Here is a 21,797-nt window from a genome sequence, read left to right as displayed (position 1 = left end):
CGTGCGGGGGGCGGCCGCCCCCCCGGGGGGCGCCGCCCCCCGCGGCTCTTCTGCTGTGGATGTCGGTGGTGCCTCTTTACGCGGACTTCCGGCTGTCGCGCGGGTGCACCGCGATGTTCATGGCCCCGGAGCGCAGGACCGCCAGCCGCTCGGCCAGCACCTCCTCGAGCTCCTCGCGGGTACGCCGCTCCATGAGCATGTCCCAGTGCGTACGCGCAGGCTTGCCCTTCTTCTCCTCGGGGCCGTCCCCGTCCACCAGGAGTGCCTGGGCGCCGCACGCCTTGCACTCCCACTCCGGCGGAATCTCCGCCTCTACCGAGAACGGCATCTCGAATCGATGTCCGTTCTGGCATGCGTACTCCACCGCCTGGCGCGGGGCCAGATCGATGCCGCGGTCGGTCTCGTAGCTGGTCACCACGAGGCGCGTGCCGCGAAGAGCTCGCTCACTCATGAATCGTGCCTCCCGGGCTTGTCGCCCACAGGACAGGTGTCGCTGTCGTCGTCATCCGGTCAACGTCCGGTCGGCGGTAAAGATTCCCGTCGCATTCCCGTTCGGGTCACGCGTCGTCGCCCGTCGTGCCGCCCCTTGTTGTACCCACCAGCGCCCGGTTTGTCACATCTGGCAGAAAGTGTCACCCAACGTTTTGACGTTTTCAGCACGCAGTAACGGTCCGCCTGGCAGGCCAAAGGCGTACACTAGCGGCCTTTCACTTCAACGTCTAAATCCGTCTCGGAACGGGGTTGCCCGCAGCCGCCACCGCACGCCGCACCGGAACCCGTGCGAGCAGCACGAATCCCAGTACGAAGAAGATCACCAACGAGATGATGGCATCCCGGTAGCTCCCCGTGATCTGGAAGGCCAGACCGAACACCAGCGGCCCGAGCCAGCTCAGCCCGCGGTCGCTCATCTCGTACGCGGAGAAGTACTCGGCCTCCTTGCCGCGCGGCACCAGGTGCGAGAACAGTGACCGCGACAGCGCCTGGCTGCCGCCGAGCACCAGCCCGATCGCGGCGGCGAGCGCGTAGAACCACACCGGCGTCCGCGCCGGCAGGAAATACCCGGCCCCCAGGATCAGCGACCACACCGCGAGCGAGCCGAGGATCGTCCGCTTCGTGCCGTACGACCGCGCCAGCCGGCCCATGCCCAGCGCGCCCGCCACCGCCAGCACCTGCACCAGCAGCACCGCGGTGATCAGCGTGGTCTGATCGAGGTCCAGCTCCTCGGACCCGTAGATCGAGGCCTGCGAAATCACCGTCTGCACACCGTCGTTGTAGACGAGGTACGCGAGCAGGAACGACAGCGTCAGCGGATAGCGCCGCATGTCCCGCACCGTGGCCACGAGCTGGCGCCAGCCCGCGCCGACCGCGCCCTGGCCCGGCGGGAGCTCCTTGCCCTCCGCGATGCGCCGGTCGCGCAGCCGCCGCAGCGGCACGAGGGTGAAGGCGCCCCACCACACTCCGGCCGACGCGAGGCAGATGCGTACCGCCTCCGACTCGGACAGCCCGAAGGACTCGTGTCCCGTGTACAGCACCAGATTGAGCACGAGCACGAACGCGCCCGACGTGTAGCCGAAGGCCCAGCCGCGCGACGACACCGCGTCCCGCTCGTCGGGCTCGGCGATCTGTGGAAGGTACGCGTTGTAGAGGACCATGGACACGGACAGCGACGCGTTCGCGACGATCAGCAGCAGAGCGCCCAGCAGATAGCGGTCGCCGTCGAGGAAGAACATGCCCGCCGTGGCGGCGGCCCCCAGGTACGCGCAGACGGCGAGCATCGGCTTCTTCCGGCCCGTACGGTCCGCGACGGCACCCACGAGCGGCATCACGAGCACCGCCAGCACCACCGATGCGGAGACCGCGTAGGCGAAGAGCGAGCCGGCCCGCACCGGGACGCCGAGCGGATGCACGAAGCCCTCCGCGTCCGCCGCGGCCTTGGCGACGGACGTCAGATAGGGGCCCAGGAAGACCGTGAGCACGCTCGTCGAGTAGACGGAGCAGGCGAAGTCGTAGAAGTACCACCCGCGTTGCTGGCGCCGGCGATCGCCGCCGTCCGTGTTTGCGGTCCGGTCCGCGGCCTCAGCGGTCATGCGGCGCCCCCTCGATCGTTCCCGTGGAGAAGTGGAGAAGACGCGCGGCGACCGGACCGTACGGACCGCTCAGACCCAGACTCCCCGGTGGGTCAGCACCGTGCGCAGCGTCTCCAGATGATCGGTCATGATGCCATCGACTCCGAGGTCCAGGAGGCGCGCCATCCGATCCGCGTCGTTCACGGTCCACACGTGCACCTGGAGCCCTCGGGCGTGGGCCTCCGCCACGAACCGCCGGTCCACGACCGTGATGCCGCTCTGCGACTCGGGCACCTGCGCGCAGACCGCGCCCGCGCGCACCGCCGCCGGAAGGCCGAGGGAGCGCAGCCGCAGCCCCAGCACCCCGCGCACACCGAACGAGGTCGCCAGCCGCGGGCCCGCGAGCCGGTGCGCCCGCGACACCCGGCTCTCCGAGAACGAGCCGACACAGACCCGGTCCCAGGCCGCCGTCCGCCGCACGAGGTCGACGAGCGGTTCGAGCGCGCCCTCGGCCTTGATGTCCACGTTCCATCGTGCCTCGGGGAACTCCTCCAGAAGCTCCTCGAAGAGCGGAAGCGGCTCCTTGCCCGCGACCCGGGCCCGGCTCACCTCGTTCCACGGCAGGTCCGCGATCCGGCCGCGGGCGTCCGTGACCCGGTCCAGCGTCGAGTCGTGGAAGGCGACCAGCTTCCCGTCGGCGGTGGTGTGCACGTCCGTCTCGAAGTAGCGGTAGCCGGTCGCCGCCGCGCGGCGGAAAGCGGCGGCCGTGTTCTCCAGCCCGTCGGCCGTGCCGCCGCGGTGCGCGAACGGTATGGGGGTGGGGTGGTCGAGATACGGATGCCGGGGCTGCGATACGCGAGTCACCTTGGCAGTATCGCTCGCTCCGGTGACGCCCCGGCGACCACCCGGCTTCCTTCGTCCGCAGACGGGATGGCGAAAACGCGCAGGAAGAGCTGTGCGAGCGGGCCGATGGACAGGGCGTACGCCACGGTGCCGACGCCGACCGATCCGCCGAGGACGAATCCGGTGGCCACGACCGCGACCTCGATCGCGGTGCGGACCAGCCGGATCGAGCGGCCCGTCAGCCGGTGGAGGCCCGTCATCAGGCCGTCACGCGGGCCGGGACCGAAGCGGGCGGAGATGTAGAGGCCTGTCGCCGCACCGTTGAGAACGATCCCGGCGACCATCACCGGGATCTGCACGGCGAGGCCGTGCGGATCCGGCACGAGCGCGAGTGTCCCGTCCATCGCGACGCCGATGACGAAGACATTGGAGATCGTGCCGAGGCCCGGCTTCTGGCGGATCGGGATCCACAGGAGCAGAACGACGGCGCCCACGATGATCGAGACGACGCCGATGGTCAGTCCCGTCCGCTCGGCGAGGCCCTGGTGCAGCACACCCCACGGTTCGAGGCCGAGCCCGCCCCGCACGAGGAGGGCGGAGCTCACGCCGTACAGCGCGAGGCCGAGATAGAGCTGCAGGAGCCGACGGAACAGCGTGGACAAGATTCTGCCCCCCAGTGGTGAGAGTGGACTGATGCGTGCCACTCTGTGGCTGGGAAAGAAGTGTCAACCATGGCCAATCCGAGGAAGGTGGACTGACTTTCATGGCGCAGTGGACTTCAGCGGTGGGAGCAGCGCAGCTCGCTCGCCAGCTCAACGCGCAGCAGCCCCGCCCGGCAGGCCCCGGCACGCGCAAGCCGCCCGCCTACCGCGCGCTCGCCGACGGCGTCCGGCTCCTCGTCCTCGAAGGCCGGGTGCCGGTCGCCGCACGGCTGCCCGCCGAGCGCGAGCTCGCGCTGTCCCTCGCCGTGAGCCGTACGACGGTGGCGGCGGCGTACGAAGCCCTCCGCGCGGAAGGGTTCCTCGAGTCCCGCAGGGGTGCGGGCAGCTGGACCGCCGTCCCCGCCGGGAACCCCGTGCCCGCGCGCGGTCTCGAGCCCCTCCCGCCGGAATCGCTCGGCTCGATGATCGACCTCGGCTGCGCGGCCCTGCCGGCCCCCGAGCCGTGGCTGACCCGCGGTGTCCAGGGCGCGCTGGAGGAGCTGCCGCCGTACGCCCACACCCACGGCGACTACCCGGCGGGCCTGCCCGCCCTGCGGCAGACGCTCGCGGACCGCTACACCGAGCGCGGCATCCCGACGATGCCCGAGCAGATCATGGTCACCACGGGCGCGATGGGCGCCATGGACGCGATCTGCCACCTCTTCGCCGGGCGCGGTGAGCGCATCGCGGTCGAGTCCCCGTCGTACGCGAACATCCTGCAGCTCATGCGGGAGGCCGGGGCCCGGCTCGTGCCCGTGGCCATGGCCGAGGGGCTGGCGGGCTGGGACATGCCGCGTTGGCGCCAGGTCCTGCGCGACGCGGCGCCCCGCCTCGCGTACGTCGTCGCCGACTTCCACAACCCCACCGGCGCGCTGGCCGACGAGGACCAGCGGCGGTCACTCGTGGACGCCGCGCGGTCGGCGGGGACCGTGCTCGTCGTCGACGAGACGATGTCCGAGCTCTGCCTCGATCCGGACCTGGAGATGCCGCGGCCCGTCTGCTCCTTCGACGCGGCGGGTTCGACGGTCATCACGGTCGGCTCCGCGAGCAAGGCCTTCTGGGCGGGCATGCGCATCGGCTGGGTGCGGGCCGCCCCGGACGTCATCCGCTCCCTGGTCGCGGCCCGTGCCTACGCCGACCTCGGCACCCCGGTGCTCGAGCAGCTGGCGGTCAACTGGCTGATGAGCACGGGCGGCTGGGAGGAGGCGGTCGCGATCCGCCGGGCCCAGGCCCGCGAGAACCGCGACGCGCTGGTCGCGGCGGTTCGCAGGGAGCTGCCCGACTGGGAGTTCGACGTCCCGCGCGGCGGCCTGACCCTCTGGGTCCGCGCCGGCGGCCTGTCGGGCTCCCGCCTCGCCGAGGTGGGCGAACGCGTGGGCGTCCGGGTTCCTTCGGGTCCGCGCTTCGGAGTCGACGGCGCCTTCGAGGGCTACGTCCGGCTCCCCTTCACCGTCGGCGGCCCCGTCGCCGACGAGGCGGCGATGCGGCTTGCGGCGGCGGCGCGGCTGGTGGAGACGGGGGCGACGACGGGCACGGAGGCGCCGAGGACGTTCGTGGCCTGACGGCCACCCCCGCGATGCGGGCTGCCCTGGCGGGCGGGACCGCTGTGTGCGCCGCGCCCGGGTTCTGCGGCCTGGCCGGTGTCGTGGGTGCGGGTCCCGGGGCCCCCTTCGGGCTCGACTCCTCGGGATCGGCGGCCTGCAGGTCGCACGGTTGGTTGCCCGGCCTGGGTTGCCCCGATGCCCGGCCTTGGCTGCCTCGCATGCGCCGTCACCCCCTGCGGGGCCGACCTTGCACGGCCCTCCTGGCTCCGGGGTGGGTGGTGCCGGCCGGATTCCGGCTGCGTGTCACCCTCTGCCGGTGGTCGGTCGCCGATGGGGGGCGACCCGCCACGGGGTACGCGCGGCGGGTCGCCGTCTGCATGCCGGAGGCCAGGCACAGCCACGACCGGTCCGTGGCCGCCGATGGCGGGCAACCCACCGTGGGAGGCCAGGACCTGATCTCCTCGTCGCGCGGGTGGCGTGGGCGCAGACCCACGGGCCCGCGGCCGATCAGCCCTCCGCCGGAACGGGGGTCCCTGTCGCGTGGGGGGTGGGGGCCGGAGCCGGCTCGGGGATCTCCTCGGCGGACGGGGCCGTGCGTTCCGGGAGGAGCGCGAGGACCGCCTGGCGGTGCGGCTCGCTCGTGGTCTCGTCGTACGGGTCCGGGGTCGCCGGGATCTGGAGCCGCAGCACCGCGGCGGTGCCGAGGCGGACGTACCCGCGGCCCGGCGGTACGTCGGAGGTCGGGGTCGTGTGCGGCGGCACGCCCAGCACCGCCTCGACCTGGTCGCGTGTGCAGGGGCCGAGGATCACCCGGCCGCGTGTGTGGGACCGTACGGTCTCGGACAGGAACTCCAGGCTGTCGAACTGGTCGGCCACCACCACCGTCACGGACGCAGCCCGTCCGTGCCGCAACGGCACCTGCAGCAGCTGCTGCGGGTCGGTGCGCCCGTCCGCCGCCGCGAGGTGGCTGAAGACGCTGGGCCGGTCGACGAGAATCCACAGCGGGCGGCGCGTGTCCTCGGGCGCGGGGTGCCCGGCCTGCCGGGCCCGGTTCGCCGAGATGAGCCGCCGCTCCGTCTCGTGCGCCGCCCACTCCAGGCTCGCCAGGGCCCCGGCGAGCCCGCACTCGACGGCCAGGACGCCCGTCCGCCCCGTCAGACACGCGTACTCGCCGGTCCCGCTGCCCTCCACGATCAGCACATCGCCGTGGGGCAGCGCCTGCAGGGCGATCGAGCGCAGCAGCGTGGTCGTACCGCTGCCGGGCTGGCCGACGGCCAGCAGATGCGGCTCCGTCGACCGGGGCCCGGTGCGCCACACCACGGGCGCCGCGTCCTTGGTCTGGCCGCCGACGACGACGGGTACGGTCCGGTTCACGGCGGCCGGGTCGGTGAAGCCCAGCACCGTCTCCCCGGGAGCCGTGACGAAGTGCTGGGCGGCGATCGCGGTCGGGAGCGCGGGCAGCACGGTCATCACGAGGTGGTTGCTCTCCTCGTCCCAGTCGAAGAGGTACTCGCGGCCACGCCCCGACTTCGTGTGCAGCAGCTGCTCGATCCGGGCGCGCGCCTCGGCCTCGCCGTCGGTGAAGTACGCCGGGTAACGCACCCGCAGCCGTTTCAGCCGGCCGGCGCCGTCGAACTCGTGGTCGCTGAACGTCTTCGCCCACTCCCCGCCGTGGGAGAACAGCGGACTCGGGTCCTCCTGTACGGAGAAATACGGCACGAGCGCTTCGTACAGTGCCTGCAGCCGTGCCGTCTCCGCCTCGTCGGGCCCGGTCCGCACCGGCGTACGCTCCCGTCCCATCCACCCCGCCACCCCCATCGCCGTGATCAGACCGAGCAGTGGCCCGTACGGGACGAGAGCGACCACCAGCACGCAGGCCGCCGCCAGGAAGAGCGTGGGGCCACGTCGTTCCTTCGGCGTGACGGTCCATTTGCGCCGTCCTGCGGCGGCCAGCAGCCGCATGCCGCGGCTGATCGTGATGAGCGGCTGGAGGACGTCGGTGGCGTTGTCGGCGGCTGTCCGCGCGAGCTCTCGGCTGCGAGCGATCCGGTCGGTGCCGTTGCTCAGAATGCGAGGGAGTGGTCGCCGGGCCACGTGGTTCTCCTGCTCCTTGAGTTGTGGAAGAGGTGATGCGGGGGCGTCAGAACTTGATCCCGCCCAGCAGGCTGGCGAGGCTTGCGCCTCCTGCTGTGATGCTCGGGGCGATGGCCGTGCCCGCGAGGTAGAAGCCGAACAGGGCGCTGACCAGGGCGTGCGATGCCTTCAGCCCGTCCTTCTTGAAGAACAGGAAGACGATGATTCCCAGCAGCACGACGCCTGACATGGACAGGATCATGAGTTGTTCTCCTGGTTGAGGGGACAGTCACCATGAGTACTTCCAGCCTCACAGGAAGTGTCTATGTGATAAAAGGTGCAAACGGGTGAATATCGAGACTTTTCACTCGATGGGCTTACGCCGGATGGTTGCCCTGGGCGCATTGATCTTTGCCGTGAGCGGGCGCGGTCATGGCGCGCCACGGGCAGTACCCTGTCGATTCACTCGTATGTGCCGCTCGACCGCCCTCGGCGCTCGTGCCCAGCACCCTCAGCACCAGGTCAACGCAGCGGAAGGCAGTCCGTCCCATGAGTGAAACCCCGGACCCCGAGGTCATCGAGCTCGCGTCCAGGATCTTCGACCTGGCGCGCCAGGGCGACGCCGACGCACTCGCCGCCTACGTCGACGCCGGAGTCCCTGCGAACCTCACCAACGACAAGGGCGACTCGCTCGTCATGCTCGCCGCCTACCACGGCCACGCCGCCGCGGTGCGGGCACTCCTCGACCGCGGGGCCGACGCGGACCGCGCCAACGACCGCGGCCAGACCCCGCTCGCCGGTGCCGTCTTCAAGGGCGAGGACGCGGTGATCCGCGTGCTCCTCGACGGCGGAGCCGATCCGGAGGCCGGAACTCCGTCCGCGGTGGATACCGCGCGGATGTTTGGGAAGACAGACCTCCTGGAGCTGTTCACCAAGCGGTGAACGGGAGTTGAACGCCAGGTGGGAGCGTCGCCGTAAATGTGGTCGCGGCGGCGAAACGGCTGGGTCATCATGACGTCGGGCCCGCAACGGGCCACCGACGAGAGGCAGAGGAAGATGGTCTACACCAAGCGGAAGACGACGGGCAGCCGATCATGTTGCTGCGCGGCCTAGGCGAACACACCCCCGGTTGCGTCGACAGCTTGATGTGAGGCACTTTCCATGTTCGAACCAGTCATAGCGCCGAGCGGCACCTTGCTCGGCCTGCTGCAGAGGGGCCGCGGCGACGGCACGCTCCACGCGCTCGCCGCGCCCCGCTCCGAAGCCCTCGCGGCCCTCAACCACTGCGTGCTGAGCGACCCCCGCCACGACTGGCAGGTGGAGAACCGCTCTCTCTACTACGCACGCCTCTACCTGGACCTCCATGGCGGGCTCGACGAGATCGAGGCCCACCTCTTCGGGGCCGACGACCACATCGACGCGGACGAGACGAGGACCGGGCTCGCGCTCGCCGTGCTCGGCCACCTCGCCTCGTACGGACGCGACGACGCGCTCTTCCTGCTGCGGCGCTACGCCGCGGCAGGGTCCAACTGGGCCTGGGCACTCGACGAGCTCGCCCTGCGCGACGACGACAACGGCCTGCGCACGCTCGCCGGACCGGTGCTGGCCCGATTCGCGGCCACCCCTGAGGGCGAGGCGGAACTGGCCACGGCCGTGCGGGACGCCTTCGAGCCCCGGCCGTGGCGACTGTGGGCCGAGGATCCGCGGGAAGCGGTGGGCGCGCGGCTGCGGGCCGCCCGGGAACGAGGCTCCTTCGACCGATGGCAGCGACAGATGCAGCCCAGCGGGCCACGGCCCGGCTGGAGCGTGCAGGCCGTCTTCGAGTGGGCCCAGCAGGGGCACGAGCGCGGCAGAGTGCTGCATGTGCCGGCCGCCCGCTGTCTCACCGCCGTCGCGGGACCCGACGACCGCACCACGATCATCGAGGCGGCGCGCAGCGGGCCCGACGGCGCCAGATGCGCCGCGCTGCACTACCTGGCCCAGTCACAGGACCCCGCTGTGCTGGACCTCATCGAGACCGCCGCCCTCGACGTGTCCCGCACGGTCGCCGATGCCGCCGTGTCCGCGTTCGAGCGGATGTGCGGGGAGGCCGCCGTCGACAGGGCCCGCGGCTGGGTCCACCGGCCCGACGCTCTCGGCGGCTCCGCGGCAGGAGTCCTTGCCTGCCGAGGCGGCACCCAGGACACCGATCTCGTCCTCGGAGCCCTCCGCGAGACCGTCCGTGCGGAGGGGCCCGACGCCCCTCTCCTGTGGACCCTCGTCGACGGCGCGGGCCGGCTCGGCATCGAATGCGCGGCACCCGTGCTGCGCCACATCTACCGCGAGACCGCGTCCTCGCAGCTACGCGGCCGCACGGCACGTGCCCTCGCGGCGACCGACCCCTCCTTCGCCACCGGCTTCGCCGTCGAATGCCTGTGGGACTGCGAGGAGACCACGAGAGAAGTCGCCGCCCTCCACGCCGAAACCGGTGACGCGCGCGTCGCGGAGCGCCTGCGCCGCCTGGCCGCCGACCCAGCCGAGGAGGCCGAGGTCCAGACAGCGGTCCGCAGCCGCATCGGCATGGACACGCCTCCGCACTGAGCCGTCGTGGACACGCCTCCGCACTGAGCCGCCGTGGCGCCGGGCCGCCTCCGTGCCGGGCCGCCGTGGCGCCGGGCCGCCTCCGTGCCGGGCCGCCGTGGCGCCGGGCCGCCTCCGTCCTGAGGCGTGGGCGCTGGGGCCCGGGCGGCGCCGCCCGGCGGGGCTCTGTTCCCTTCATCGCCACCGGGACATGTGCCCGTAACCGCTCGGTGGACCCGGGTGTCCTTCCTCGATCGCCGGACGGGCTCTGCACGAGCCCTCCGCGGATGGGACGGGGCGACGGCGACTGCGACGGCGGGGCGCGGGCGGAGGGCGCGGGCGCCGTGGCCGGAAACGCTGCCGGCCAGTGGCCGAAACGGGCAGGGTGGGACATCGCGGGGCAGGTCCGGGCCTGAACAGCCGTTCAAGCGAGGGCGTGGGCCAAACGCTCATAGGACGTTCCCCGCACGGAAAGATCCACGTTGGGCGCACCACCCCCGGCGCGACGACAACACCCCTATGCGTGTCGTCATCGTCACCGAATCCTTCCCACCAGACGTCAATGGTGTGGCGCACTGCGCCCTGCAGACCGCCCGGCATCTCGCCGACCGCGGTCATGATCCGCTCGTCATCGCCCCGGCCGTGGCCGGGCACGGGAGCGACATCGAAGCACCGTGCCCCGTCGTGCGCGTGCCGTCCCTGCCGCTGCCCGGCTATCCGCAGGTCCGTGTGGCCCTGCCCAGCCGACGGCTCGCCGCGGCACTCACCGCGCACCGGGCCGATGTCGTCCACCTCGCCAGCCCCTTCGTGCTCGGAGTGCGCGGGATGGGGGTGGCGGCGAGGCTCGGGCTGCCCGCCGTCGCCGTCTACCAGACCGACCTCGCCGGCTACGCCCGTACGTACATGGGCGCCGGCGAATCCACGGCGTGGCGGCGCCTCCGTACCGTGCACACCGCGGCCGACCGGACCCTCGCGCCGTCCAGCGCCGCCCTGCGCGACCTCGAGGAGCACGGCGTGCCCCGGGTGCGGCTCTGGCCGCGCGGCGTGGACACCGTGCGGTTCCGGCCCGAGCTGCGGGACGAGGCGCTGCGGCGCGAACTCGCCCCGAACGGCGAGACGATCGTCGGCTACGTCGGCCGCCTCGCCCCCGAGAAGTGCGTCGAACTGCTCGCCGGTGCCTGCGGGCTGCCGGGAGTCAAGGTCGTGGTCGTCGGCGACGGGCCGAGCGAAGCGTCCCTGCGCGACGCGCTGCCCGGTGCCGTGTTCCTGGGCCGTCGCACCGGCGACGACCTCGCGCGGATCTTCGCCTCGTTCGACGTGTTCGCGCACACGGGTCCGTACGAGACCTTCTGCCAGACCGTGCAGGAGGCCATGGCCAGCGGCGTGCCGGTGATCGCCCCGGCGGCCGGCGGGCCGCTGGACCTCGTCGACCACGGCCGTACGGGACTCCTCGTCCCGCCCCGCGACACCGCGGCCGTCACGCAGGCGGTGACGGCGCTGGTCGCGGATCCCGCACGCCGGGAGGCGTACGGGCGCGCCGGGCGCGACACGGTCGAGGGCCGCACCTGGGCGGCGGTCGGCGACCAGCTTCTCGGGCACTATGCCGAGGTGCTGCGGGAGCGGACGGCGGTAGCGGCATGAGCACCACGAACGGACTGCGGATCGTGCGGCTCGCGAACTTCGTGACACCCGCGTCGGGCGGGCTGCGGACCGCGCTGCGCGAGCTGGGCCGCGGCTATCTCGCGGCAGGGCACGAACCGGTTCTGGTCGTGCCCGGCGACGCGGAGAGCGACACGATGACCCCGCAGGGGCGGGTCATCACGCTCCCCGGCCCGGTGCTTCCCGGCACCGGCGGCTACCGCGTACTCGCCGGCCGGTCGCGGCTCAGCCGGCTCCTGGACGAGCTCGAGCCCGACCGGCTGGAGGTCTCCGACCGGACCACGCTGCGGTGGACGGGGGAATGGGCGCGGCGTCGCCGGATCCCCTCGGTGATGGTGTCCCACGAGACGGCGGACGGAGTGCTGCGTACGTGGGGCGTCCCGGGGGCGTTCGCCGAGCGCACCGCGGACCGGCTCAACCGGCGCAGCGCCTGGTCGTACTCGCGGATCGTGTGCACCACGGAGTGGGCCGAGCGGGAGTTCATCCGGATAGGCGCCGGCAACGTGGTCCGCGCGCCGCTGGGCGTGGAGCTGGAGCGGTGCCGTCCGGGACGGCGCAGCAAGGTGCTGCGGGCCCGCTATGCCGAGGGCGCCGAGGTGCTGCTGCTGATGTGCTCCCGGCTCTCGGTGGAGAAGCGGCCCGGCATGGCGCTCGACGCGCTCGCCACGCTGCGTGCGCGCGGCGTGCGCGCGGCGCTGGTCGTCGCCGGTGAGGGCCCGCTGCGGAGCGGGCTGGCCCGGCGTGCGCAGGACGCGCGGCTGCCCGTCCACTTCCTGGGGCACGTCGCCGACCGCGAGGCCCTCGCGGATCTGCAGGCGGCGGCGGACATCTGCCTGGCGCCAGGACCGGCCGAGACCTTCGGGCTGTCCGCGCTGGAGGCCCTGGCGAGCGGCACCCCCGTCGTCGCCAGCGCATCGTCCGCCCTTCCCGAGGTCATCGGCGACGCGGGCATCGCGGCCCGCGACACCCCGGAGGCCTTCGCGGACGCGGTACGGGAACTCCTTTCGCGCCCCGAACAGGCCCGCCGCGAGGCCGCCCGCGCCCGCGCGGAACTCTTCGGCTGGGACCGCGCGGTCTCCGCCTTCCTCTCCGCCCACGACGCCCCCACCCGCGTACCCGGCCACCCGGAGGTCGCAGCATGACCACGGACCTGAGCCCGCCGGTCCCTGTGCCTGGGGCGGTCCCCCTACCTGGGGCGGGGGTCGTGCCCGGGGCGGTGGCCGAACTGGTCGGCCCCGCGTCCGGGGCCGCCTTGCCGTCCACGGCGCTGGACGACCTGGTGCGGACCGCGTCCGGTGGCCGGGGGGCCGTGCCGGTCGGCCCGGCGGGCTCCACCGGCCCGTCGTGCGCCGGCGCCGCGTCCGGTACGGCGGGTGCGCCGACTGCGGCCGGCCTCACCGGGCTCGCAACCGTGACCGAAGTCCCGGCCACCGCCCCCGCGGTGCCGACGCCCGGCCCGGTGCCGCGCACGGCCATGCCCTCGCGGAGAGCCGAGGGCGCGGGTCCCGGAGGGCACGGGGGCACGGGGGCCGGCCTCGCCGGGAACGGGACCGGGCCCGCGCCCGGGACCGGGCCCGCGCCCGGGACCGGACCCGCGCCCGCCACCGCACCCCCACGCCCCCCACGCCCCCCGCGCTTCGCCGCGCTCGGTGACTCCCTCACCGAGGGTGTCGGTGACCGGGTCGACGGAATGTGGCGCGGCTGGGCCTCGCTGCTCGCGCAGGGCCTGGGCGAGCCCGAGAGGCCCGCGGAGTTCCGGAACTTCGCCGTGAGCGGGGCGCTCACGCGCGACGTGCACGAGACCCAGGCGCCCGAAGTCCTCGCGTACGCACCCGACGTCGCCTCCGTCGTCGTCGGCGTGAACGACACACTGCGGCACACCTTCGACATCCACGACCTCGCCTTCCGGCTCGACCGGGTCTGCGCCGCGCTCAGCGAACAGGGCACCAGGATCCTCACCGCCTGTCTGCCCGACCCGGGTGCGATGCTCGCGCTGCCCGCACCGCTCGCCCGCCCCCTCGCCCGCCGGCAGCGGGCCGTCAACGCCGTCGTCCACGCGCTCTCCGAGCGCTACGGGGCCATCCACCTCCACATCGCCGACGCGACCTGGGTCGAGGACCGCACCATGTGGAGCGCGGACCGGCTCCACCCCGGCGAGCGCGGACACCGCACGATCGCCCGTCGCTTCCACGAACTGCTCGCCGCTGAGGGCCTCGCCCTCGGAACGGCACCCGGCACCGAACCCGAGCAGCCCGCGCCGAGCCGTGTCGCCAAGGCGCTGTGGCTGGCCACCGCCGGCACCGCCTGGGTGGCTCGCAGGTGTACCGATCTCCTGCCCCAGCTGGTGGGTCTCGCGGCCGCCGAGGTGCGCCACTGGTCGCGCGGCACCAGCGCCCGCCTCGACCACGTCGCCGAAAACGCCCTCTCCGCCGCGCTCGCCTCACTGTCCCTCGACGCTCCCCTTGCCAGAATGGGGGAATGAGCGGGCGCTGGGAATTCTGGATCGACCGTGGCGGGACGTTCACCGACATTGTCGGGCGACGCCCCGACGGACATCTCGTCACCCGCAAACTGCTCTCCCACAACCCCGAGCACTACCGCGACGCGGCCGTGGCCGGCATCAGGCTGCTCCTCGGGCTCGGGCCCGAGGACACCGTGCCTGCGGACCGCATCGCCGTCGTCAAAATGGGCACGACCGTCGCCACCAACGCGCTCCTGGAGCGGCACGGCGAGCCGACCGTCCTCGTCATCACCCAGGGCTTCCGGGACGCGCTGCGCATCGCGTACCAGAACCGCCCCCGCCTCTTCGACCGCCGCATCGTCCTCCCCGAGGCCGTGTACGACCGGGTCGTCGAAGTCCCCGAGCGCGTCGACGCCCACGGCGAGATCGTTCAGCCCCTCGCGCTGGACACGGTCGCCCGGCAGCTCGAAGCCGCCCGCCGCGACGGCTTCTCCAGCGTCGCCGTCGTCCTGTTGCACGGCTACCGCCACCCCGCCCACGAGTCGGCCGTCGCCGACGCGGCCCGCGACCTCGGCTTCACCCAGGTCAGTTGCTCCCACGAGGTCAGCCCGCTCATCAAGCTCGTACCGCGCGGGGACACCACCGTCGTGGACGCGTACCTCTCGCCGATCCTGCGGCGCTACGTCGACGAGGTGGCCGAGGAACTCCGCTCCATCCGTCTGATGTTCATGCAGTCCAACGGCGGTCTGCGGGAAGCCGCCCACTTCCGGGGCAAGGACGCCGTCCTGTCCGGCCCGGCCGGCGGTGTCGTCGGCATGGCCCGCACCTCCGAACAGGCGGGGTTCGATCGCGTCATCGGCTTCGACATGGGCGGCACGTCCACCGATGTGTCGCATTACGCGGGCGAGTTCGAGCGCGAGCTCGGCACACAGGTCGCCGGTGTACGGATGCGTGCGCCGATGATGAACATCCACACCGTCGCGGCCGGCGGCGGCTCGATCCTCCACTTCGACGGCCAGCGCTACCGCGTAGGACCCGACTCGGCCGGCGCCGTGCCCGGCCCCGCCTGCTACCGGCGCGGTGGCCCGCTCACCGTCACCGACGCCAATGTGATGCTCGGCCGCGTCCAGCCCACCCACTTTCCCGCCGTCTTCGGGCCCGACGGCGACCAGCCGCTCGACGCCGATGTCGTGAGGGAACGCTTCACGGAGCTCGCCGAGGAGATCCGGAAGGCCACCGGCACCGTACGCGGCCCCGAGGAAGTCGCCGCCGGCTTCCTGGAGATCGCCGTCCTCAACATGGCCAACGCCGTCAAGAAGATCTCCGTCCAGCGCGGCCACGACGTCACCCGCTACGCCCTGACCAGCTTCGGCGGCGCGGGCGGCCAGCACGCCTGCGCCGTGGCCGACGCCCTTGGCATCGACACCGTCATCGCGCCGCCGCTCGCCGGGGTCCTCTCCGCCTACGGCATCGGGCTCGCCGACGCGACCGCCATGCGCGAGCAGTCGGTCGAGGCAGAGCTGAGCGACAGCACCCTGCACCGCGTTCAGGACCTGTGCGGTGAACTGGCCGAACGCACCCGCGCCGAGCTCCGCGCCGACGCCGTCCCCGACGACGCGATCACCACCCGGGCGCGCGTGCTCATCCGCTACGCCGGAACGGACACGGCACTGCCCGTGCCCCTGGGCACGCTCGACGGGATGCGGGAGGAATTCGAGTCCGTGCACCGGGCGCGGTACGCGTTCACGATGGACAAGCCGCTGGTCGTGGAGGCGGTGTCGGTCGAGGCGGTGGGGGCGGCGGGACCGCACGGGGCGGTCGTCGTCGAGGAGGCGGCTGAGGGCGTCGGGCCCCGGGTGCGGGCGACCGTGCCGATGTTCGTGGACGGCGGCCGGACGGACACACCGCTCTACCGGCGGGAGGACCTGTCCCCGGGCGACACCGTCGAAGGCCCGGCGATCATCGCCGAGGCCGACGCGACGACCGTCGTCGACCCGGGCTGGCGGGCGGCCGTGGGGGAGGGCGGGCATCTGCTGCTCACACGCGTACGGCCACGGCCCGGGCGTGCCGCCGCCGGTACGGACGTCGACCCCGTCCTGCTCGAGGTCTTCAACAACCTCTTCATGGCCATCGCCGAGCAGATGGGCGTACGCCTGGAGAACACCGCCCACTCCGTCAACATCAAGGAGCGGCTGGACTTCTCCTGTGCCCTCTTCGACGCCGAGGGCAATCTCATCGCCAACGCACCGCACATCCCCGTGCATCTGGGCTCGATGGGGGAGTCCATCAAGGAGGTGCTGCGCCGCAACGCAGGCGATCTGCGGCCGGGCGATGTGTACGCCATCAACGACCCGTACCACGGCGGTACGCATCTGCCCGATGTGACCGTCGTGACGCCCGTCTTCGACGAGGACGGGGCCGAACTGCGGTTCCTGGTGGCCTCGCGCGGCCATCATGCCGAGATCGGCGGTATCACCCCCGGCTCGATGCCGGCCTTCAGCCGGACGATCCACGAGGAAGGCGTCCTCTTCGACAACTGGCTGCTCGTCCGGGACGGCCGGCTGCGCGAGGCCGAGACGAGGGAGCTCCTCACGGGCGCTCCCCACCCGTCCCGGGATCCCGACACCAATCTCGCCGACCTGCGCGCACAGATCGCCGCCAATGAGAAGGGCATCAGCGAACTCGCCCGCATGGTGGACGAGTTCGGTCTCGACGTCGTCCGGGCCTATATGCGCCACGTACGGAACAACGCAGAGGAGTCCGTACGCCGCATCCTCGCCGACCTGAGCGACGGCTCGTACCGCTACGAGACCGACGGTGGCGCGAGCATCGAGGTCGCGCTCAGCGTGGACAGGGAGGCCAGGAGCGCGGTCCTCGACTTCACCGGTACGTCCCCACAGCAGCCCGGCAACTTCAACGCCCCCAAGTCGGTGGTGATGGCAGCCGTCCTGTACGTCTTCCGGACGCTCGTCGCCGACGACATCCCCCTGAACAGCGGCTGCCTGGAACCGCTGGAGGTGCGCGTACCCGAGGGGTCGATGCTCGCGCCGACGTACCCGGCCGCGACCGTGGCCGGCAATGTGGAGACCTCGCAGGCCGTCACCGGCGCGCTCTATGCGGCGCTCGGCGTCCAGGCCGAGGGCTCCGGCACGATGAACAACGTCACCTTCGGCAACGACCGTGTGCAGTACTACGAGACCGTGGCGAGCGGCTCAGGCGCGGGCGACGGCTTCGACGGGGCCGATGCCGTACAGACCCATATGACCAACTCGCGGCTGACCGACCCCGAGGTGCTGGAGTGGCGCTACCCGGTGCGGGTGGACGCCTTTTCGGTACGCGACGGCAGCGGGGGCGCGGGCACCTGGCGGGGCGGGAACGGCGTGGTGCGGCGGATCCGCTTCCTGGAGCCGATGACCGTGGCCCTGCTCACCGGCCACCGTCGCGTGCGCCCGTACGGGATGGCCGGCGGCGAGCCGGGCGCGTTGGGCGCGAACGCGGTGGAGCGGGCGGACGGCACCGTCGAGGACCTCCGGGGCGTGGACTCGGTGGAGGTCCGGTCCGGTGACGTCCTGGTCGTACGGACCCCGGGCGGCGGCGGGTACGGGGAGCCGGGGGCCTGACCCCGGCCCGGGGACAGTGCGCAGTTCCAGTCCGTCCGGGGGACCCGGAGGCCTGACCCCGGCCCGGGGACAGTGCGCAGTTCCAGTCCGTCCGGGGGACCCGGAGGCCTGCCCCGGACGGAGCAGCGCCCAGGTCCGGCCCGTCCGGCGTTCGCGGACGGACGCACCAGGCGCCGTGACCTGGGCGGCGTGCCGCTCAGCCGCGCCGGGCGCGCGTCGCACCGGGCCCGCCCACCGGCACGAACCGCACCGGCGTACCCGGCACCGCCTGCGCCGCCGCCGCGAGATCCGCCTCCCGGACGACCGCGACCACCGGATATCCGCCCGTCGTCGGGTGATCGGCGAGGAACACCACGGGCAGTCCGTCCGGCGGGACCTGCACCGCGCCCAGGACCATCCCCTCGCTGGGCAGCTCGGCCAGGACGGCCCGCTCCAGGGGGGTGCCGTCGGTGCGCAGACCGATGCGGTTGCTCGCCGCCGACACCCGGTGGTCACCGCTGACGAACGTCCGCAGCGCCGACTCCGTGAACCAGTCCTCGCGCGGTCCGAACCGCACCCGCAGCACCAGCTCCGACGGCGGGCCCGGCCATGGTGGCGGACTGTCCACTCGCCCGGGCGGCCCGGCGGGCACGCCGAGCGGCACCACCGCGCCGTCGACCAGCGGCGCAGGCCCCAGCCCGGAGAGCAGATCCGTCGAGCGGCTGCCCAGCACCGGCTCGGACGCCACACCCCCCGCGAACGCCACATAGCTCCGGACACCGCGCACCGCCGCGCCCACCTCCAGCACCGCCCCCGCCGTGACCCGCACCGGTGCCCCCCAGGCCGCCGGGCGCCCGTCGACGCGCACCGCACACGGCGCCCCACCGACGGCCACGGTCACCGCACAGCGCGGCCGCACCGCGCACCCGGTGAGTGTGGTCTCCAGCACCGCCGCCCGTTCCGGATTGCCGACGAGCCGGTTGACCAGCCGCAACGCACCCGGGTCCAGTGCTCCGGATCGCGGTACCCCGAGGTGCGCGTGCCTTGGCCGTCCCAGGTCCTGGACGGTGGTCAGCGCGCCGGCCCGTACGACCGCGAGGGCCCGGTCGGTCATCCACGCTCTCCCGCACCGGGCGTGGCGGCATCGGGCACGAACGCAACGGGCACGAAGCGCACCCGGGCACCCGGGGACAGCAGGGCGGCGGGCTCGCGCGCCGGATCCCAGAGGATCACGTCCGTCGTGCCGATGAGCTGCCAGCCGCCGGGGGAGGAGCGGGGGTACACGCCCGTGTACGGCCCCGCCAGCCCGACCGAGCCCGCCGGCACGGACGTCCGGGGCGTGGCCCTGCGTGGGACCGCGAACTGCTCACCGAGCCCCGTCAGATACCCGAAACCGGGGGCGAACCCGCAGAAGGCGACGCGGAATTCGGCCGCCGAGTGGATCCCCGCGATCTCGTCCATCCCGACTGCCCAGAGCGCCGCGACCTCCGCCAGATCGGGACCGTCGTACCGCACGGGTATCTCGATCGCCCTTCCCGTGTCCGCCGCGCGTGGCGGTATGTCCCAGCCGGGCAGCTCGGCGGCCAGCCGCCCCGGCTCCTCCACCCCGTCGAGGAGGACCGTGCGGGCGGCGGGCACGATCTCCCGGACCTGGGTCAGCGAACCCGCGGCGCGGCGCCGCAGCAGCTCGGCGTGGAGCGACTCCACCTGCTCGCCGCTGTCCAGCTCCACGAGGAGCGCCCGCTCACCGACGGGCAGAAGCCTCATACGAAAGCCTCCACACGGACCCCGGACGCCTCCAACTGCGCGCGGACCCTGCGCGCCAGACCGACCGCGCCCGGGGTGTCGCCGTGCAGACAGAGCGAGCGGGCACGGACGCCGACCACCTGGCCGCACAGTGAGGTGACGACCCCGAACCTGGCCATCGACACCGACCGTTCCACCACTGTCCCGGGGTCCGTGACGACGGCGCCCCCCTGCCCCCGTGGCACGAGGGTGCCGTCCGCCGTGTAGGCCCGGTCCGCGAACGCCTCGGTGACGACCGGGAGTCCGGCCTTCTCCGCCATCGTGTGCAGCCGGGAACCGGGCAGCCCCAGCACCGGCAGCCGCTCGCCGGTGAGCATGACGCCCTCGACGACGGCCTCCGCCTGCTCCTCGTCCCGGACGACGCGGTTGTACAGCGCCCCGTGCGGCTTGACGTACGAGACGCGCGTACCCGCTGCCCGGGCGAACACCTCCAGCGCACCTATCTGGTAGGCGACCTCGGCGGCCAGCTCGTCGGCCGGGACGTCCATGGAGCGACGGCCGAAGCCGGCCAGATCGCGGTACGAGACCTGGGCTCCGATCCGCACCTTGCGCTCGGCCGCCATGTCGCAGACCCGCCGCATGGTCGCAGCGTCCCCGGCGTGGAAGCCACAGGCCACATTGGCGCTGGTGACGACGGACAGCAGTTGCTCGTCGTCGGTCAGCCGCCAGCGGCCGAAGCCCTCGCCGAGATCGGCGTTCAGGTCGATCGAAGCCCAGGTCATGGTGGTTGGTCCTTTCACAGGGGTGACCGGGTCACACGAGCTCGCGGCCACGCGTCTCCGGCAGCCCGAGCAGCGCCCTGCTCGCGCGGCGCCGCTCGGCCGCCTCCGGCGCGTCCTTCACATTCCGCCGGACATAGATGACGAGCAGGGCGGGCAACGCGCCGGTCCAGAACATGACCCGCCACGCGGTGTCCGCGTCGAGCAACTGGAACACCAGCGTGTAGACGACGACAGCGAGTGCCCAGCCCGCGGCCCACGCGCTCTGGATCGCGCCGAGCGTGCGGCCGCGGTGCCTGGCCGTTGCGTACTCGGCGACCAGAATCGCGCCGACCGCCCACTCCCCGCCGAAGCCGAGGCCCTGGAGAGCGCGGAAGACCAGCAAGGTCTCGTAGTTGGGCGCGAAGCCGCACAGGACGGTGAACAGCGCGTACGTGATCACCGTGATCAGCAGCGCCCGGACGCGGCCGATGCGGTCCGCGAGTATTCCGGCGAGCGCGCCGCCGACGGCCGAGACGACCAGGGTGACTGTCGTCAGGAGTCCGGTCTGACCGCTGTCGAGACTGAAGAACGCGGCGATCGCCACCATGCTGAGCGGCAGCGTGAAGAAGTCGTAGGAGTCCAGGGCGTAGCCACCGAACGCGCCGGTGAAGGCGCGGCGGCCGCGCGGGCCGAGGGCCCGAAGAAAGGCGAACGCGCCGGTGTCCTCGGACAGTTCGCCCTCTTCGGCTGTGACTGGGTCGTACTCATCTGCACCTCGCAGGAGGGGAGGGTGCTGCTGAGACAGGCGGAAGACATGCCGCGGTCATGCGGAAGGTCGTGGGGAGGGCGTGCGTCAGTCGTGCGCCGGTCGCGCGGCATGCGTGCCGTGCTGTGACGCCGACCACACCGAGAGTAGAGGATTGTTGAACGATCCGACAAGAGTCATATGGTCTCGTTCCTGCTTCTACGATTGAATCCGGACGCCGCCGGTGGGACGGCGGCCATGGAGGCCGAAGAGAGGGCGCTGTGGGGACGACGGGGTCCGAGCCGGGCCAACTGGCGGACGACCGCCTGCTGCTGGGCCGCACGAGCACGGCCGAACGGGTCGCGGACATCCTGCGGACCCGGATCGCCGAGGGTTTCTTCCTGCCGGGCGCCCGGCTCTCGGAGGACAGCATCGGCAATGCGCTGGGGGTCTCGCGCAACACGCTGCGCGAGGCGTTCCGCCTGCTGACCCACGAGCGGCTGCTGGTCCATCAGCTCAACCGCGGCGTGTTCGTCCGGGTCCTGGCCGTCGAGGACGTCGAGGACATCTACCGCACCCGCCGGCTGGTCGAATGTGCTGTCGTCAGCGGCCTCGGCAAGCCGCCGTTCGCGCTCGAGGGACTCCGCGACGCCGTCATCGGCGGAGAGCAGGCGGCGCGCGAGGGGAACTGGAAGGGTGTCTCCACCGCCAACATCCATTTCCACCGGGAACTCGTCGCGCTCGCGCACAGCGTCCGCACCGACGAGCTGATGCGCGGCGTCCTCGCCGAACTCCGTCTCGCCTTCCACGTCGTGGACGATCCCCGCGGACTCCACGAACCCTATCTCGTGCGAAACCGGGAGATTCTGGAAGCGCTCAAGGCAGGAGAGCGGGACAGGGCGGCGGGGCTGCTCGCCGAGTACCTGGACGACTCGCGCAACGGGCTCGTGCAGGTGTACGCGGTGCTCGTGCAGGACGGGGACGCGGCGGAGCGCTGAGGTGGGGCGCAGCCGCGGAGTGCGGTCGGTGCCGCGGCGGGA

16 protein-coding genes and 2 pseudogenes are annotated in these 21,797 nt (G+C 72.7%); 8 read left to right on the top strand and 10 right to left on the bottom strand.

All coding sequences use genetic code 11. The features are described 5' to 3' along the window. Positions 1–76: 76 nt before the first annotated feature. The 4 genes from ACWCP0_RS34525 to yczE all read right to left on the bottom strand — a co-directional run bounded on the left by ACWCP0_RS34525 (position 77) and on the right by yczE (position 3,604). Entirely contained in the window at positions 77–451 is a 375-nt protein-coding gene (locus ACWCP0_RS34525) for an RNA polymerase-binding protein RbpA (protein ID WP_003959706.1), read from the bottom strand. Positions 452–719: 268 nt separating this feature from the next. Further along, positions 720–2,087 carry an MFS transporter gene (locus tag ACWCP0_RS34520; RefSeq protein ID WP_451082699.1) on the bottom strand — a complete coding sequence of 456 codons (1,368 nt, stop codon included), beginning with the start codon at positions 2,085–2,087 and terminating at the stop codon, positions 720–722. A gap of 69 nt (positions 2,088–2,156) precedes the next feature. Beyond that, a complete protein-coding gene (locus tag ACWCP0_RS34515) occupies positions 2,157–2,930 on the bottom strand; it encodes a glycerophosphodiester phosphodiesterase family protein (RefSeq protein ID WP_451082698.1) in 774 nt (257 codons plus the stop codon). Continuing rightward, on the bottom strand, positions 2,927–3,604 hold the full coding sequence (gene yczE / locus ACWCP0_RS34510) for a membrane protein YczE (RefSeq protein WP_451082724.1): 678 nt from the start codon (positions 3,602–3,604) through the stop codon (positions 2,927–2,929). Before yczE ends, ACWCP0_RS34515 begins: the two co-directional genes overlap by 4 nt. A gap of 68 nt (positions 3,605–3,672) precedes the next feature. Here yczE and ACWCP0_RS34505 point away from each other — a divergent pair, with 68 nt between their 5' ends. Further along, the gene (locus ACWCP0_RS34505; RefSeq protein ID WP_451082697.1) at positions 3,673–5,172 is read left to right on the top strand and encodes an SCO1417 family MocR-like transcription factor; all 1,500 of its coding nucleotides are present in this window, start codon (positions 3,673–3,675) and stop codon (positions 5,170–5,172) included. 489 nt (positions 5,173–5,661) lie between these two features. On the opposite strand, the gene ACWCP0_RS34500 is transcribed toward ACWCP0_RS34505, so the two are convergent. Both ACWCP0_RS34500 and ACWCP0_RS34495 read right to left on the bottom strand, forming a co-directional pair. Continuing rightward, entirely contained in the window at positions 5,662–7,248 is a 1,587-nt protein-coding gene (locus ACWCP0_RS34500) for a hypothetical protein (protein ID WP_451082696.1), read from the bottom strand. Positions 7,249–7,294: 46 nt separating this feature from the next. Further along, on the bottom strand, positions 7,295–7,489 hold the full coding sequence (locus ACWCP0_RS34495; protein ID WP_351224353.1) for a hypothetical protein: 195 nt from the start codon (positions 7,487–7,489) through the stop codon (positions 7,295–7,297). Between the two features lie 287 nt (positions 7,490–7,776). Here ACWCP0_RS34495 and ACWCP0_RS34490 point away from each other — a divergent pair, with 287 nt between their 5' ends. The 6 genes and pseudogenes from ACWCP0_RS34490 to ACWCP0_RS34465 all read left to right on the top strand — a co-directional run bounded on the left by ACWCP0_RS34490 (position 7,777) and on the right by ACWCP0_RS34465 (position 17,526). Next, a complete protein-coding gene (locus tag ACWCP0_RS34490; RefSeq protein WP_451082695.1) occupies positions 7,777–8,169 on the top strand; it encodes an ankyrin repeat domain-containing protein in 393 nt (130 codons plus the stop codon). Between the two features lie 219 nt (positions 8,170–8,388). Further along, positions 8,389–9,807: a HEAT repeat domain-containing protein gene (locus ACWCP0_RS34485; protein ID WP_451082694.1), complete on the top strand. Its 1,419-nt coding sequence runs from the start codon at positions 8,389–8,391 to the stop codon at positions 9,805–9,807. Between the two features lie 498 nt (positions 9,808–10,305). After that, positions 10,306–11,427 (top strand): glycosyltransferase family 4 protein, encoded by a 1,122-nt coding sequence (locus tag ACWCP0_RS34480; RefSeq protein WP_451082693.1) that lies wholly within the window; start codon positions 10,306–10,308, stop codon positions 11,425–11,427. Next, entirely contained in the window at positions 11,424–12,587 is a 1,164-nt protein-coding gene (locus tag ACWCP0_RS34475) for a glycosyltransferase (protein ID WP_451082692.1), read from the top strand. The genes ACWCP0_RS34480 and ACWCP0_RS34475 overlap by 4 nt, the downstream gene beginning before the upstream one ends. A 482-nt stretch (positions 12,588–13,069) precedes the next feature. After that, positions 13,070–13,927, top strand: a pseudogene (locus ACWCP0_RS34470) (SGNH/GDSL hydrolase family protein); the annotation flags it as partial. Continuing rightward, a complete protein-coding gene (locus ACWCP0_RS34465) occupies positions 13,924–17,526 on the top strand; it encodes a hydantoinase B/oxoprolinase family protein (protein ID WP_451082691.1) in 3,603 nt (1,200 codons plus the stop codon). The pseudogene ACWCP0_RS34470 and the gene ACWCP0_RS34465, both read left to right, overlap by 4 nt. A gap of 196 nt (positions 17,527–17,722) precedes the next feature. Here the strand turns inward: ACWCP0_RS34465 and ACWCP0_RS34460 are convergent, their stop codons facing one another. From ACWCP0_RS34460 to ACWCP0_RS34445, 4 genes and pseudogenes are all read right to left on the bottom strand, one after another. Next, positions 17,723–18,619, bottom strand: coding sequence for a 5-oxoprolinase subunit C family protein (locus ACWCP0_RS34460; RefSeq protein WP_451082690.1), 897 nt, complete (start codon positions 18,617–18,619; stop codon positions 17,723–17,725). Further along, positions 18,616–19,272, bottom strand: coding sequence for a 5-oxoprolinase subunit PxpB (gene pxpB / locus ACWCP0_RS34455; protein WP_451082689.1), 657 nt, complete (start codon positions 19,270–19,272; stop codon positions 18,616–18,618). Before pxpB ends, ACWCP0_RS34460 begins: the two co-directional genes overlap by 4 nt. Beyond that, positions 19,269–20,033 carry a LamB/YcsF family protein gene (locus ACWCP0_RS34450; RefSeq protein WP_451082688.1) on the bottom strand — a complete coding sequence of 255 codons (765 nt, stop codon included), beginning with the start codon at positions 20,031–20,033 and terminating at the stop codon, positions 19,269–19,271. Before ACWCP0_RS34450 ends, pxpB begins: the two co-directional genes overlap by 4 nt. Before the next feature lie 79 nt (positions 20,034–20,112). After that, a pseudogene (locus tag ACWCP0_RS34445) lies at positions 20,113–20,780 on the bottom strand (MFS transporter); the annotation flags it as partial. Between the two features lie 258 nt (positions 20,781–21,038). Here ACWCP0_RS34445 and ACWCP0_RS34440 point away from each other — a divergent pair. After that, positions 21,039–21,755 (top strand): GntR family transcriptional regulator, encoded by a 717-nt coding sequence (locus ACWCP0_RS34440; protein WP_451082687.1) that lies wholly within the window; start codon positions 21,039–21,041, stop codon positions 21,753–21,755. Positions 21,756–21,797 lie beyond the last annotated feature (42 nt).

Source organism: Streptomyces sp. NPDC001970 (assembly GCF_053594115.1).
Note: the sequence above shows the minus strand (reverse complement) of the source record. Positions and strands in the feature narration are given on the sequence as shown.